Origin of the sequence: Paenibacillus sp. FSL W7-1332, from assembly GCF_037969785.1 — a bacterium.
GTDB lineage: Bacteria > Bacillota > Bacilli > Paenibacillales > Paenibacillaceae > Paenibacillus_AQ.
Window position 1 is genome coordinate 408,917 of sequence record NZ_CP150209.1, and the last position, 15,765, is coordinate 424,681.

The 15,765-nt window shown below is 39.3% G+C and carries 15 protein-coding genes; 11 read left to right on the forward strand and 4 right to left on the reverse strand.

The genetic code is table 11. The annotated features are described in order from the left end of the window. Positions 1-106: 106 nt before the first annotated feature. Positions 107-337, forward strand: a complete 231-nt coding sequence (locus tag MKX98_RS01740; RefSeq protein ID WP_308116318.1) for a hypothetical protein — start codon at positions 107-109, stop codon at positions 335-337. A 528-nt stretch (positions 338-865) separates the two neighbouring features. Beyond that, the gene (locus MKX98_RS01745) at positions 866-2,335 is read left to right on the forward strand and encodes a glycosyl hydrolase family 28-related protein (RefSeq protein WP_339221071.1); all 1,470 of its coding nucleotides are present in this window, start codon (positions 866-868) and stop codon (positions 2,333-2,335) included. A gap of 115 nt (positions 2,336-2,450) precedes the next feature. Here MKX98_RS01745 and MKX98_RS01750 read toward each other — a convergent pair whose 3' ends face one another. The 4 genes from MKX98_RS01750 to MKX98_RS01765 form a co-directional block, all read right to left on the reverse strand. Next, positions 2,451-3,371 carry an aldolase gene (locus tag MKX98_RS01750; RefSeq protein WP_220686894.1) on the reverse strand — a complete coding sequence of 307 codons (921 nt, stop codon included), beginning with the start codon at positions 3,369-3,371 and terminating at the stop codon, positions 2,451-2,453. A gap of 103 nt (positions 3,372-3,474) precedes the next feature. Next, a complete protein-coding gene (locus MKX98_RS01755; protein WP_220686893.1) occupies positions 3,475-3,600 on the reverse strand; it encodes a paeninodin family lasso peptide in 126 nt (41 codons plus the stop codon). Between the two features lie 16 nt (positions 3,601-3,616). Further along, entirely contained in the window at positions 3,617-5,563 is a 1,947-nt protein-coding gene (locus MKX98_RS01760) for an asparagine synthase-related protein (protein ID WP_339221074.1), read from the reverse strand. Between the two features lie 130 nt (positions 5,564-5,693). Then, complete coding sequence (locus MKX98_RS01765) at positions 5,694-6,125, reverse strand: VanZ family protein (protein ID WP_220686891.1); 432 nt, start codon at positions 6,123-6,125, stop codon at positions 5,694-5,696. A gap of 444 nt (positions 6,126-6,569) precedes the next feature. Between MKX98_RS01765 and MKX98_RS01770 the strand changes: the two genes are divergently transcribed. The 9 genes from MKX98_RS01770 to MKX98_RS01810 all read left to right on the forward strand — a co-directional run bounded on the left by MKX98_RS01770 (position 6,570) and on the right by MKX98_RS01810 (position 15,700). After that, the gene (locus MKX98_RS01770; protein ID WP_220686890.1) at positions 6,570-7,322 is read left to right on the forward strand and encodes a Wzz/FepE/Etk N-terminal domain-containing protein; all 753 of its coding nucleotides are present in this window, start codon (positions 6,570-6,572) and stop codon (positions 7,320-7,322) included. Then, entirely contained in the window at positions 7,303-7,944 is a 642-nt protein-coding gene (locus MKX98_RS01775) for a CpsD/CapB family tyrosine-protein kinase (RefSeq protein ID WP_220686889.1), read from the forward strand. Before MKX98_RS01770 ends, MKX98_RS01775 begins: the two co-directional genes overlap by 20 nt. A gap of 290 nt (positions 7,945-8,234) precedes the next feature. After that, entirely contained in the window at positions 8,235-9,125 is an 891-nt protein-coding gene (galU, locus tag MKX98_RS01780; protein WP_220686888.1) for a UTP--glucose-1-phosphate uridylyltransferase GalU, read from the forward strand. Positions 9,126-9,140: 15 nt separating this feature from the next. Continuing rightward, on the forward strand, positions 9,141-9,839 hold the full coding sequence (locus tag MKX98_RS01785) for a sugar transferase (protein WP_220686887.1): 699 nt from the start codon (positions 9,141-9,143) through the stop codon (positions 9,837-9,839). A gap of 22 nt (positions 9,840-9,861) precedes the next feature. Further along, positions 9,862-10,800, forward strand: coding sequence for a GDP-L-fucose synthase (locus tag MKX98_RS01790; protein ID WP_339221077.1), 939 nt, complete (start codon positions 9,862-9,864; stop codon positions 10,798-10,800). 25 nt (positions 10,801-10,825) lie between these two features. Beyond that, positions 10,826-11,809 (forward strand): GDP-mannose 4,6-dehydratase, encoded by a 984-nt coding sequence (gmd, locus tag MKX98_RS01795; RefSeq protein ID WP_220686885.1) that lies wholly within the window; start codon positions 10,826-10,828, stop codon positions 11,807-11,809. A 69-nt stretch (positions 11,810-11,878) separates the two neighbouring features. Next, the gene (locus tag MKX98_RS01800) at positions 11,879-13,207 is read left to right on the forward strand and encodes a flippase (protein WP_339221079.1); all 1,329 of its coding nucleotides are present in this window, start codon (positions 11,879-11,881) and stop codon (positions 13,205-13,207) included. A gap of 1 nt (position 13,208) precedes the next feature. Beyond that, the gene (locus MKX98_RS01805; protein WP_339221081.1) at positions 13,209-14,450 is read left to right on the forward strand and encodes a hypothetical protein; all 1,242 of its coding nucleotides are present in this window, start codon (positions 13,209-13,211) and stop codon (positions 14,448-14,450) included. 116 nt (positions 14,451-14,566) lie between these two features. Beyond that, entirely contained in the window at positions 14,567-15,700 is a 1,134-nt protein-coding gene (locus MKX98_RS01810; protein WP_339221083.1) for a glycosyltransferase family 4 protein, read from the forward strand. Positions 15,701-15,765: the final 65 nt, after the last annotated feature.

Genomic DNA, 15,765 nt, shown 5'->3' on the forward strand with positions numbered 1-15,765 from the left:
CAATTGCACGTTGCTGATATCCAATATAATGTGACGAATGTCATCGAAAGAATATTTAAAATTCGAATAATAAGGATGATGCAAGAACTTAAAAACAAGAGAGGGTGTGAAGCGTTTGGCAGCAACGATCCGTGAATGTGTGGAACAAGACTATGTTATTGAGCATGTGAAGCAGCGATTTCATTGCATGGTGTTATGGTGTGAAGGGCGTGCATGCCTGGAATATAACGGCGAGGAAGAGCTAGCGCGAATATCGGAATACGTAAAACAAACGTTTGACAAAGAGCTGCTGGACGTATTCTTCACAGCTGTTGAGAGCATGCCGCTGGACGACTAAATCGTGTCGATGCCATGCCATACCTTGGCAGTCTTCGGATTGGGGAGCGACTCCTCCTGGTTTGCATATTTATCTTAACCTGCTCCAAGAGTGTTTGTATTTATAATAACCTCTGGATATATGGATGTAATGCTAGCTCGTACTTCAGAACTTAAAGAATACACTGGCCTGGGGTCAGTGTCTTTTACTGTATGGGAAACTCAAACAAATTACCCGTTCGGGATGTGTTGGGTGTATGGTAGGCGTCTTTGTCAAATGCTAGAAATCCAATTTATTTAATGAATATGATAATAAAGCGGTACCAACTATGTCCTCACCACATATATAAATGTAAGCACTCAAAAATGGTGACGCAGAACAAGGCTGTCAGATTATGATAATGATGTTCTAATCAAGGTAGTATTTGTTGTAACCAAGAATTAATTACAAATGGGAAAAACCCACTTCTTTAATGGAGATAGTGAACATAGATCTGCCAAATGGTGTTCATAGTTTAGTCTTTTTCAACAAACATGGGGGCGTATAATTATGAATAAGCAGAACTCAAGCGAAGACAAGACTCTATCAGTCAACGTAAAAGATTTTGGAGCGATGGGTGACGGAAAGTCAGATGATTCAAAAGCAATACAGTCTGCCATTAATCATGCTCATAGTAACGGTTATGATGTTTTTATACCAAAAACTCAAAACTCATATAATCTACACAATATACTGTTACTAAAGGAAGGAGTAAATCTTTATAGTAACGGAGCCCAAATAAGCAGGAAATTTTCCAGAGAAGTAAGCGGATGGGCAATTTTTTTAGAAGGTGATAACGAAATAAATGGAATTAATTATGATGGTGGAAATAAGCAAATCCCGCTTAATCAATCTTCAAATGAATTTATATATTATGCCGACTTTATAACAGATCGTAGTGCAAAACGCCCCACCAGATTTTTGAACAATGTATTTGATCATTCATGTGGTACTTTTATTTTAGGTAACTCAGAAAACGTTCTTATTAAGAATAATATATTTAAGGATTACTTGGACCATGCGGTATACTTTGGTGGGCGTAATTATGAAGGGAAAATTTCAGGCAATATAATTGTAGATGGTAATACCTTCACGACATCGGATTTGTCCACGCGTGAAGCGGTTAAAGTTAGGAACGGTATGAATGTATTTTTATTAATAAATAATATTATAGATCTCCCTAAAGCGGCTTTTTCAACCTTCGATGTAGGAGATTCAGTAGTCTCCCCTCAGTCCAATAGCAATATAACGCTTTCTGGAAACATAGGTTACTGTTCAAGATTCACTTTATTTAATGGAGGAGTTAATAACACCTTTACAAATAACAACATAAATATTTTTGGTAATAATGTTACTTGTAATGATTATGTAATAAGCTTGGGTGGATTACCAACAACCCCCACCAACCAGCGTTCTACAGTGTTGAAAAATGCAAACATAAGCCAGAATGTGTTTAAAACAAGTTACAGATTTTCAATATTAAACGGAGATTTGAGTGGGTCTATTGATAATCTCAATATTATAAACAATATTATTGAGATCGGAAATCAAAGTGTCTTATTTTTTCTGTTAGGAAATATAAAATTCCTGAATTTCTCTGGAAATACGGTATTATCTAATAAATTAAGCTTTTCTCAGAAAGGGTATTTTGATTTTTCTAAAAACTATGATTACAAATCAGCGTTTTCTCCAACTGAAACGGGGACAATTATAATACACAATAATTCTTTTAGTGGAAAAATTCAAAGTATAATTTATGATGATTCAAGTGCGAGTAGCAACTCTCTTTCGGCTATAAAGTGGAACTTTGACTTATTGGGAAATACAATGATTAGTGATACCAATAAGATACCTGTAAACATCGTGGGTACTTTTGCACATACTATTAAGACATCCTGCCGCATTCAAGAAACACGTCTAATAGGAGGTACTCAAGGAGTTAATAAATATAATAATTTTGTTGACGATCGAAGTTTTTAAAGAACGATCATCGACATAGTCTAGGAGATCAGGGTACCTTTGACGTCTCTGAGTTTAAGAATAATAACATTTTGAAGAATAATCAAAAAAACGACCAACTGGAGGTCGTCTTTTTTTATTCGATAATAGTATCTAATACTAAGGTAGTTAACTGGTGCACAGTATGCTCGTGTAATGGACGCTGAAGCTGGTGAACCGGAGTACTGCTGGAGATACGGGCCGTTATATCAAAATGCCATTTGCTTAACCCACTCTCAAGCAGAATGGATTTACGATAGGTATGGCGGTATAGGAGTGGCAATCGTTCTAACTTCTCAACTGCCCGAATGCTGACTTGCCCGCAGTCGGCCTTGATGAGCTCGAAGATCCCGGCGAGCGGAAGGGTGTCGGTGGAAAAGTGGGATTCTACAGGAACGGCGAATTTAGTTTCACGGTCGAATAGGGGACGGAACTGATTCGAATTCATGCCGAAGACATCCAAACTCTCCTGCCAAAGTTTCTGTTGCGGGTAAGCTGGTGTTATATAAGGAATATGACGATGATCCAGAGTGATCGCAATAACATCATCTGTCAATAGCTGATACCCTTGCTGTAGAAAAGCCGAAGCGAGCGTGGATTTCCCATGACCGGAATGACCCACAAATGCGTAAGCTTTGTCGTTGATAACTATGGCACTTCCGTGTAATGGGAGGATTTTTCGTTGCATCAAAATAGCACCCATGCATGTACCGAGTACATATAAACGAACTTTATCTTCATCTACACCCTCGTCAGGGCAAATCGAGATAGTGGTTCCGTTTTCCACGGCGAAGATAGCCAGGTCAGGGACTCTGAACATGAATTGGTTCTGTGTACATATATAGGATCTTGAGGGATCAGCGCATTTTTGCCACTTTTTCGATAAGTTGGCATAGCGAATGACTATATCGGCTGAATGGTCAGATGCCTCAATGTGCTGTACCTCAGGCAAAGGAATCTCACTATGTATGGAATGCCCAAAGGCTGTATACAGATTTCTCTTAAGGGTTTGAGTCATTGCCCTCACTCCAATGTTTTGATATTGCGGATTAAAAGAGAAAGCCCATATACCCAATAAGGCATATACGGGCTACGGTACTTAGAAGATGAATCCATGAAGATTAGCTGTAGTTAACGATTTCATCCGGATCCGGCTGAACTCCATCCGGAATTGCACTTCCTGGACCTGCCATGGTCATATTCATATCGAGTACTTCCAATGCAGGTTCGCTCCATTCCTTTTTCATGTGGATTCACCTCCTTTCAAAAGTTTTTTTCGAGAAATCGGTATAAAATGATGCTGCGCATTAGCAGTTTGATAGATGGACCGTAAGCTTGATTCGGATCCAACCCCTCTCGGGCCTCCGTGAGGGCTTCTTGGAGAACAGGCATGTTGATGAACTGCTGCATTCTAGAATCGCGGCACAATTGCTCCAACTCATCGATGAATACAGGCCAATCGCTCTGCATTCGATGGATGGAATCGGCAGCTTGGATGCCCCTCGTTCGCTGATTGAGTCGGATGGAGTCTGGGAGCCAGCCTTTGGTAGACCGCCTGATCAATGCGCGATCCATGCCGTTATGAACGAACTGCTCCATGGGCGTTGATAGACAGAAACGAATGACCCGCAGATCGTTGGTCGGATCATGGCTCCAAACGGAATAACGAAGTGACAGCTTGCATCCGCTTGTTCCGGTAGCGCTCCATATGTTGACACGGTTAAAATGCTGAATTCTGGCTTCCAATGGATCTGCCGGGAGGTCTGCGGTTGACCCGATTCCGGTAAAGGTGCGGTCCTGCAATTTGTCATAAACGCCTGTTCGTTCAGCGAAATCGGAATGAATGAGTTGCGGAAACTCAGGTGATGATCTTGAAGTTATTATTTTGGAAAGTGGAGAAACTGCTTTACGGCATAGGATGGAGTATAGCTGTTTACGTCCAACTCCAGTATTCCTGCTATATTGATTGATCTCGCGAGTGAGATGCAACCAATTGAATTTCTTCATGAGCATTGTGTAATATTCGAGCGCAGGTCCCCAAGAAATGCTGTAATTTCCCCTTGCACCATTCAACAGAATACCGATTCCACACTGCTGTGCTTGAGCGTAGATTCCTCTTAGCCAAAACGAGTTGTCAAAAAATTTATAAGGGGATTCCATGATGTCAAGCCAATCGTCGATTTCCGTAAAGGGACTATTTCCTTTGAAATCCAAGTAGTGATCCTTGATATTTCCTACAAATTGTACAGTCTGACGAATGAGCGGCCTCTCGTCCGCAAATCTGTGCTTGGGCGTCCAATCTTCGAATCCATTCTCGGGCACATAACTGAAGGTATGGAGTAAGCGGTTCTCCTGCTGAAGAGCTCTGGCAGCGAAGCTTGCAACAGAACCCGAATCCAATCCTCCGCTAAGATGAGCCCCGATATGTAAGCTTGATCGACGAAGTCTTGAAGTTACGGCTTTTTGGAATACATCCCTGAAGGCCTCCTCATACTCCTCTGATGATCGGAGCTGTAAAGGGTGTACATTCGCAAGACTGTCATATCGGCTGATCTGCAACCAGCTATGTTGAATGATAAAGCTATGTGATGGTGGTATTTGATAAATATGGCGGTACACGGTAGTTGAGGTATCTGGCGGTTCGAATACACCGTGAATGGCTAGAAACTCAGCTAACCACTGTTCGTTAAGCTCTTTATGTATGTATGGTAAAGCGAATAAAGGAGTCATCATCGTACAGAATGAGAACTGCTGCTCATCGTGATGATAATACAAAGTGCGGGTGCCTGAGAAATCCCTTGCTCCGAACAGCAACTGTTTGCGTTCATCCCATATAGCAAAGGCAAAATCTCCGACTAAATACTCCGGCATGTATTTCGACCATTTTTCATAAGCCAGTAACAGAATTTCGCTATCAGTCATGAGCGATCTTTGGCCATATGGTACATCGAGTTGGTACATAAGCTCATCCCGATTGTCTAAGATGGCATCAGCGGTAATTGCAAGTCCGCGCTGTGGGTCGTAAAAAGGCAGTACTTGTGAGGCTTGCTCCGTAATCCATTGGGCATGGCAACCCAGCATGATATGGTCTTGTTGCCAAACGGCACTTTGATCTGCGGGATATTTGCTTAATGCCGACATCATGCGTTCGCTACTCTCCCCTTGAATCGGCTCTCCACCTACACGATAAATACCGACAATTGCACCCATTGGATTTTCCTTTCTTACAGCCTATCCGGCAATTTTAAGACATTAGATACAATATGTATCGTAGTCATTATATATCATGTATACAAAATGTATCAATACATTTTTTTGTTTGTTTATGTTGTGGGGAACCTTAACGAGTATTGTTTTTGAAACGTTGTGTGATTCTGGCACTTTTCCGGAGCTGAATTGTGCACAAGAAATAAGCAAGTAGAATGCCGAGCGCATCATTAATCACGTCATAAATCCGTCCTCCTCTAAAGAAGAACAGCTGGAGGATTTCGGTGAATGCAGCATAAAAAACGCACCAATAAAATGCTGATTTGATTTTGCCGAAATTGGAAGCCAGTAGTGCAAGCGTGAAAAAACCAAAGAAGTGGCCTATTTTGCGTGAAATCCAATCTCTGCTGTACCACTGAAAATCCAGATTAAGGAGCTCAGACCAATCCGGAGATGAATTAAATCGGAAATTTAAAATCTGATGTTGGATTAGAAGATGGAAATTTAGAGAGCATGTGAATACGAACAAGGCCAAGGCCCATAATGCAGTAATTATGATGCGCATAACATAACTCCTTTTCTTGAAAAGCCTTTTATCACGGAATCCATGGCTGGAAGTAGATGTGGAATTGATAAGCAATTTAGATACAATTTGTATCCGCAGGTTATTATCATAAAGCAGGATTTACATGTATTCAAGTAGGAGAAGGCTTATCACGGATGTACTTGGGCCTTAAATATTGCTGCGGTAAATAATTTCTTATTGATAAGTAAGCGTTAACACATGTTCTATATCAATCAATGCGGGTATGTGGCGTGTCGCTATTGTAGAAAAGACAAGAAAGTTCTCCTTGACATGATACAAACTGTATCGTAAATTATGGAATATAAATTATACAAATTGTATCGAAGAGCTCCGAATCATGAGTGATGTATTAATAGCCATTATCAATAAAAACGGATTTACGTGTTTTAGGTATTTTGAATCAAACGGAGGGATTGGAAGCAGATGGAACTAAAACAGTATTTCGGTATTGTACTAAAAAAGTGGTGGTTAATTGTAATTATTGTCATCGTTGCTATGGCTGCAACCGGGGTAAAGAGCTATCTTTTTACAACTCCAATCTATGCAGCGAATGCTAAGCTCATCGTGAACCAGTCATCTGGTGAAGGAGCAGGGACACTTAATGCGAGCACAATCCAAACCAGTATATTTCTTATTAATTCTTACAAAGAGATCATCAAATCTTCGGCCATTATGAATAAAGTTGTCGAGAAATATCCTGATCTGGGTGAGAACGCTGGACCACTGGCTGCCAGAATATCCGTTACTTCAGCAAATAATTCGCAAGTCATGAATCTGGTTTATCAGGATACTTCCTATGGTAAGGCAGCCACAATAGTAAATGCTGTATCTGAGGTGTTTAAGGAACAAATCCCTCATATTATGAATGTTGATAATATTACGATTCTAAGTGAAGCAGATATTTCGGCATCGCCTGCTCCCATTAATATTAATCCGATTATGAATATATTAATTAGTTTTGTGGTTTCTCTTATGCTGGCAATCGGTCTTGTATTTCTCTTAGACTATCTTGACGATACGTTAAAGACAGAGAGAGAGATTGCAGAGATTTTAGATGTCCCGGTTCTGGCGGTTGTAGGGAAGTACGCAAAAGGAGAGATGAAAAAGTCTTGGAGAATGAAATCAGCACAAAAATCAAAAGTAGGTGAGAGTCAATATGCGACGATTAATCAATGACGGCAGTCTGATTGTATCCTTAAATCCGAATTCCCCCAGAACGGAAACTTATCGTCTCCTTCGAACAAGGATTCAGTTTTCATCCAAAGATCACGAATTACATACTCTAATGGTTACTTCTTCGCAAGCCGGGGAGGGTAAGACAACAACCATTAGCAACTTGGCGGTAATTTATGCACAAGAAGGTAAAAAGGTACTTCTAATCGATGCTAATATGCGAAAACCCTCTCTGCATCGCATATTTTCCCAGTTGAATAACCAAGGCTTAAGCACGTTGTTAACAAGGCAAATAAGTAATGAAGATGCCATTCAAGAAACATCTATCAGCCACCTACATCTTCTTCCTTCAGGACCGGTACCTTCAAATCCCTCAGAGCTTATAGATTCTAAAACCATGTGGGAACTATTGGAGACATTAGAGAAGCAATACGATGTAATTCTCATAGATACACCTGCAATTCTGGATGTTTCGGATAGTGTTATTCTCAGTGCGATGTGCGATGGCGTAATTATGGTGGCTGCTGCTGGAAAAGCCAAGAAAGATCATTTGCGAAAGGCCAAGGAGCAGTTGAGTCATGTCAATGCCCGAATCTTGGGTGTCGTTTTGAACCAGGTTGGGTAATAAAACCGATTAATTTTATGTGTTTAATGTAGTTATAAAGCATGGTAAGGAAACCAGGTAATGTCTACTGCACCTATATCACTGTAGATACTCGGTTACGCTGTGGGTCTAAATGACCTTAGACATGATTGTCGAGGGTGTAATGTGAGGATGGGTTGAATGCCCTGTTATAGAAAGTTTAGTTATGTCCTTTTCCGATGGAAGTGTACATAGCTAAGCGATTCTACTACTACAAAGATTATGCGTTGGTTATTTGTATAAAAATATAAATGGAGATAGGTGTGTGTGTGATGAAGAAAGTGAAAAAAGCGATAATACCTGCTGCCGGTCTGGGTACGCGTTTCTTACCTGCAACGAAAGCGATGCCGAAAGAGATGCTCCCTATCGTCGATAAACCTACCATTCAGTACATTGTAGAAGAAGCGGTTGCATCTGGGATCGAGGACATTATTATTGTCACTGGTAAAGGTAAACGCTCGATTGAGGATCACTTTGACCACGCATTTGAGCTGGAACATAATTTGTTCAGTAAAGGCAAATTTGAATTGCTTGACGAAGTGCGTCGTTCCTCTAATGTAGATATCCATTATATACGTCAGAAGGAGGCTCGCGGACTAGGCCATGCTGTATGGTGTGCGCGCAATTTCATCGGAAACGAACCGTTCGCCGTATTACTTGGAGATGACATCGTAAAATCGGATACACCATGTATCCAGCAATTGGCGATACAGTTTGAGGATTTGCAAAAATCAGTGATAGGTGTTCAAACGGTTTCCTTCGATCAGACATCTCGTTACGGTATAGTAGCGCCAATCGAGAGAATGGACCGATTATATAAAGTGGATTATTTTGTTGAGAAACCCCCTGCTGGTCAAGCGCCGTCCAGATTAGCCATCATGGGCAGGTATATATTAACTCCGGAAATATTTGATTTCCTGGAACATCAAGAAGAAGGCGCAGGTGGCGAAATTCAATTGACAGATGCAATCCAAAAGCTAAACGAGACTCAAGGAGTATATGCCTATGATTTCGAAGGGACCCGTCATGATGTAGGGGAGAAACTTGGATTTATAATGACAACTCTAGACTTTGCACTTCAGAATTTGGAATTACGCAAACCTTTGTTGCGAGGAATAGAGGAGATTCTGGAACGAGAGTATTCTAGCAAAATAAACCGCTAATGAGGTGAATCGTTGATGTACCCCAATGCGCAACGGGATGAAGCAGAGGTGGCTTTTGAAGGAACTTCGAAATACACCAATCATACTATGGAAGATACAAGACCAAAAACTCTTTATCTCATGATCAAACGAACGATGGATTTTATTTTTGCATTCTTGGGACTTATTTTGCTCTCTCCGCTCTTCCTTATCGTAGCTATATTAATCAAGCTGGAGGATCCGAAGGGATCCATTTTTTTTTATCAAACACGTATTGGGAAGGATGAAGAGCCGTTCCGAATGTATAAGTTTCGCTCGATGGTTTCAAATGCGGAGGACCTTCTGGGAAACCTGCTGGATCAGAATGAGATCAGTGGGGCTATGTTTAAAATACGACATGATCCCCGCATTACCAAAATTGGGAGGTTTATACGCAAAACAAGTATCGATGAGTTACCGCAATTGTGGAATGTTATTCTAGGAGACATGTCACTTGTAGGTCCAAGACCAGCATTGCCAAGAGAGGTTGAGCAATACAGCAGCTACGACAAGCTCAGATTAAAGGTTATCCCTGGGTGTACGGGATTATGGCAGATTAGCGGAAGAAACGGACTGAGTTTCAGTGAAATGGTTGAGCTAGATTTACATTATATCAGGCAAAGAGGCATTATATTGGACTTGAAAATCATAATACATACCGTACGAGTGATGTTTGGATCAAAAAATGCTTTTTAGTATGTGATAGGGGCGGATAGATATGGAGTTAAATTCGAAAATTTATATTGCCGGACATAAGGGATTGGTTGGATCCGCAATATTAAGGGCATTGGAAAGTAAGGGGTACCGTAATTTGGTGCTGCGATCGAGTACTGAACTGGATTTGAGGAACCGGGAAGAAGTACTTCATCTGTTCGAGCAGGAGAAGATTGACTATGTATTCTTGGCTGCCGCAAAGGTAGGTGGGATCGTCGCAAATAATGACTATCCTGCCGATTTTATCAGAGATAATCTATTCATCCAAAGCAATGTCATTGATTCCGCATACCAGTTTAATGTTAAGAAATTATTGTTTCTGGGCTCCACATGTATATATCCAAAGTTCGCACCCCAACCGCTAAAAGAGGACTATTTACTTACAGGTGAGTTGGAGCCAACGAATGAGCCTTATGCGATTGCTAAGATCGCCGGAATTAAGATGTGTCAATCTTATAATCGCCAGTACGGATCAAAGTTTATCTCCGTTATGCCAACCAATATGTACGGTCCTCATGATAATTTCGACTTGAAAACTTCCCATGTGTTGCCGGCCTTGATCCGGAAATTCCATGAAGCCAAAGAGAACAACGCCGCATCGGTAGAAATATGGGGAAGCGGGACGCCAAGACGTGAATTTCTGCATTCCGACGATTTGGCGGAGGCTTGTTTGTTCCTGATGAAACATTATGACGACAGTGAGATTATTAATGTAGGTGTCGGCCATGATATTTCCATTAAAGAGCTGGCAGAGCTTATTCAATCGGTTGTAGGTTATACGGGGGAGATCGTATTTAATCACTCTATTCCTGACGGGACTCCGAGAAAGCTAGTGGATGTGACGAAGATTCATAATCTTGGCTGGAAGGCACAAATCTCTTTGGAGGAAGGGCTGCGTTCGGTGTATGAGGCCTTCCAGAAGGAATATTTGATAAACCAATAAATCGGAGAACGTGGAGGAAATTAATATGAAGAGAGCTTTAATTACAGGAGTTACAGGGCAAGATGGTTCTTATCTGGCAGAATTCTTGCTGGAAAAAGGCTACGAAGTTTACGGATTGCGAAGACGCACAAGCACCCCGAATTTTGAGAATGTGGAATCTATCAAGGATAGAATCAAATGGATCTCCGGAGATCTGACAGATCTAGCTTCTTTGATCGAAGCAGTTAGAATTTCAAACCCGGACGAAGTATATAACCTGGCTGCACAATCGTTTGTGGCCGCTTCTTGGCCTCAACCTCTGGCTACCGGTCAAATTACAGCGATCGCGGTAACCAACATGCTCGAGGCGGTTCGTTTAGTTAAGCCGGATGCAAAGTTTTACCAAGCCTCCAGCTCTGAAATGTTTGGAAAGGTAGTTGAAACCCCTCAAAAAGAAACCACCCCGTTTTATCCACGGAGTCCTTATGGGGTAGCCAAAGTGTATGGTCATTGGATTACAGTGAATTACCGCGAAAGTTTTAATATGTTTGCATGCTCCGGTATATTGTTTAACCATGAATCTCCGAGACGCGGACTGGAGTTTGTAACCAGAAAGGTTACCGATGGTGTTGCAAGGATCAAATTAGGGCTTCAGAAAGAACTTCGTATGGGCAACCTTGACTCCCTTCGGGATTGGGGGTTTGCCGGAGACTATGTTAAAGCCATGTGGCTCATGCTACAGCAGGAAGAGCCCGATGATTTTGTCATCGCAACGGGAGAGATGCACTCTGTCAAAGAGCTCCTTGAGGTTGCTTTCTCTTATGTAGGATTAGATTATAAAGACTATGTGATTATTGATCCTGAATTTGTACGCCCAGCTGAAGTGGATCTTTTGCTGGGGGATAGCTCTAAAGCGAAAGAAAAACTGGGCTGGGAGCTTGAAATTGGGTTTAAGGATCTGATTCATATGATGGTGGATACAGATCTTTTGAGATTACAGCAAAGTCATAATAAAGTAGTAACGGTATAAAAATAATTAGAAAAAGGTTATCTCTCAATGAGATAACCTTTTTAATTTAAACAATTGGAGCAAGATCTTATGTCACAGGCAGCTATTCAATTTAACGTGAAAAGAACTCTTTTGGCAAATGCAACCTGGCTATTTGGCGATAAAATTATACGAATGATATTAGGTTTAAGCGTTAGCGTCATAATGGCGCGTATTTTAGGGCCGGAAGAGTTAGGGAAATGGAATTATGCGGAATCTTTTTTTGGCATGTTCCTAGTATTGACTACTTTAGGTTTTGACGCGATTGTAGTACGCGAATTAGTGAAAGACAATTCTAAGTCTGGTGAACTTTTAGGTACGGCTATTGGATTGAAATTTGTTGGGACATTACTTGCAATTACAGCATCTTATATCGGTATTTCTGTGCTGAGACCAGATGATTCAACTATAAGAATTATTAATTTAATCCTTGCGACAGCATCCATATTTCAACTGTTTGATGTCATTGACTATTGGTTTAGATCGCAAATGCAATCCAAATATACTGTAATAGCTAAAAACATTGCATTTATAATTAGCTGCCTTATCAAAATAATATTATTACTTAATAATGTTTCGATAGTATTTGTTGCCATCTGTGCTCATATTGAATTTATTGTGGGAAGTTTACTTTTGTTGTATTTCTATAAAAGGAATAAGCAAAATCCATTCGGTTGGAGAGTAAATATCCGCAAAGCTAAATTTCTCTTGGCTAATAGTTGGCCATTAGTATTATCTTCATCAGCGATATTTGTTCAGGCTAGAATTGATCAAATTATGATTGGTGAGATGTTAGGTGATGCGGCTGTAGGGCAGTATTCAGTAGCTTTGCGACTCATCGAGGTTTTAGGGTTTATTCCAGTTGTTATTTCTACAGCCTGTGCTCCAATAGTAACGAAGTCTAAACTGGCTAATGAAGCTGAATATAAACGGACGCTATCTAGCGTCTATAGAATAATGTTCATTTTATTTTTAGTAACAGCATTACCCATATATTTCCTGTCAAATCACATCGTTATTTTACTGTACGGTAATGACTACTCACAAGCCGGTGCGCTCCTATCATTATTTGCAATTCGATTGTTTTTTACCAATTTTGGTGTGGCAAAAAGTCTGTTTATTACGAATGAAAGCTTATTTAAATACACTTTAATAACTTCATTGGTAGGGGCGGGTTCAAATATTATTTTGAATTATTTATTAATACCGATAATGGGGGTTACAGGTTCGCTTGTTGCGACAATCCTTTCATTTTCAATTTCTGTTTTTATCATTGATCTGTTTTTTAAGCACAGAATTAGAAACAATTTATTATTAATGCTAAGTTCAATAATTACATTTTGGAAATTCAAAATTGATGAAATGAAGGTTGGAGATTAAAGTGATTCAAATTAAGCCGGTGATAGATCATCATTCAACATGTAATTATTGTACTCACCCAGTCTATAACAGCAAAATAATATGGCAAGGAATTCATGTGTGTGTTCATACCATCTGTGAACAATGTAATAAAGAATATATTGAAGATCTGGGTGTCGGTCACGCAACATACTTGCCATATAAAGTTGAGTTGTCTGGTTATGTTTTGACAGGCGATGAAAAGGCGAAAAAATGGTTGGGAGAGCCATTCAGAAAATCATTACAAAACCCAATTTTAGATAGTGAAATAACGTTCAAGATTAAGAAAAAAAATGAAAGTAAAAAGGTTATCATTTTAAATTGTATTGATTATCTGTATGGTCATTCATTATTAAAGCTGCTCAACGCTCAGAGAGAACACGAGGATAATCATGATTTAGCTCTTATTGTTGTAGTCCAGAAGGCATTAGAATGGATGGTTCCTGAGTTTGTCGCTGAGGTTTGGACGGTTAATATTCCTTTTAAACATGCAAGAAACTATTATCCATCTCTGAATGAGGCTATAACCAATGAGCTTGAACGTTTTGATCAAGTTTATGTCAGTCATGCCTATTCCCACCCAAGCAAATTTAACATTGAGAACTTTACTGGTATTTCATGTTATCGACATGAAGCCACTGCACAACCGAGAATATCATTTATTTGGAGAGAAGATCGTTTTTGGATCAATAATTACTATATTTCTAAAGCCGTTCAGAAGTATCCGAATTTAGGGAATTTCACAAAACCTATACTATATTATCAAAACTGGAAAGTCATTAGACTGTTTAAGATATTGAGAAAATCATTTCCTGACCATGTATTCACAGTGGTTGGTTTAGGGGATACAGGTAAATTCCCGGGATGGATTGATGATTGCAGGGTTAGAAATTTTAATAAAGATACTGAAAGTCTTACATGTCAAATATACAGTCAAAGCCAAATTGTAATTGGTATTCATGGTTCAAATATGCTTATACCCTCAGCTCATGCAGGCATGACTTTAGATTTAATGCCGATGGATCGGTGGGGGAATTACGCTCAAGACATATTGTTCCAAGAATTTAATAATCGAATGGCATCATATAAGTATAGATTTGTTCCTATAGGGATAAAAATCAAGGCAGTTGCGGACATTACAAAATTTCAGATGAGAGGTTACAATCATTTTTCAATACAAATGAATGAAGATGCCATAAAAACTAAAACAATGGAGTTTTTGTAATCTTGTAATCTGTACTCTGGTGTACCAAATACTCATCAGTTCAATTTGTTATATGCCATAGTGCTCTGTCTTATATAAGCTTATAGTTTTTATTATTTATAGGAGTGAATACCATAATGTCAGAGGTCAAGGTCATTACAAATTTCTGTCCACATTACAGGGTGAAATTATTTGAGGAACTTCATAATTCAATAAACGTTGAATTTTTATTTTTTTCTGAGGGGAACGAATCGTTTTGGAATAAGCGAATTCCAATCGAAAAGGGGAAATTTAATAGTAAGAATATTAAAGGGATAAATATTAGAGGATTTAGAATTGCTATTGGATTAATTCCTAAGCTATTTGATAGGGAGTCTAAAGTGATTGTTAAGTGTATTGGAGGGAAATTTGAACTGCCAATAACTTTCCTGATTTCAAAGTTGATAAGGAAAAAGTTTATTCTATGGACAGGAATGTGGAGTCACCCCAATACTTTTATCCATAGATGTACATTTCCTTTTACTAGATATATTTATAATAAAGCCGATGCTATTGTGGTTTATGGAACACATGTTAAGGATTATTTGTGTAGTTTGGGGGTTGACCACAATAAAATATTTATTGCGTGGCAAACCGTCGACAACACTAAATTTAATCAAGTAATTGCTACCGATATCATTCATCGTAAAAGAAAAACGCTGGAAGTCAATGATAATGAAAAAATGATATTGTGTATTTCGAGGCTTGTTGAAGAAAAAGGGCTGAAATACCTTATAGAAGCTATCTCTAGGGCAACAATAAGAAGTGGAATTAGGCTGGTTATCATTGGTGATGGAGAGTTAGAGAAAGAATTAATGGACTTAGCAGATGAATTAGGTGTCAATATAAAAATATTAAGATATATCCCTAATGATGAAATAAATGAGGTTATCGCAAGTTGTGATCTATTTGTATTACCTTCTATAACAACCAGCACTTTCAAAGAACCTTGGGGACTTGTTATTAATGAAGTAATGAATCAAGGGAGGCCGATCGTAGTATCGGATGCAGTTGGCGCAGGGGTTGGTGGGTTAATAAGAGATGGAGAAAATGGCGTTGTATTCGAAGAAAAAGATACCGAAGGACTTGCCCGTTTAATAGATAAAATACTCAGTCAAAAAGATTATGCTGATTATTTGGGGATTAATGCAAAAGATACAATTAAAGATTGGACCTATGATCGGATGGCCGCTGGATTTAAAGATGCGATTAAATTTGTGTTAAATAAATGAGGTGATCAATATATCAGTAAAAGAATTAATATCTTTGATAAAGTCCGATTTTATTAAATACGATA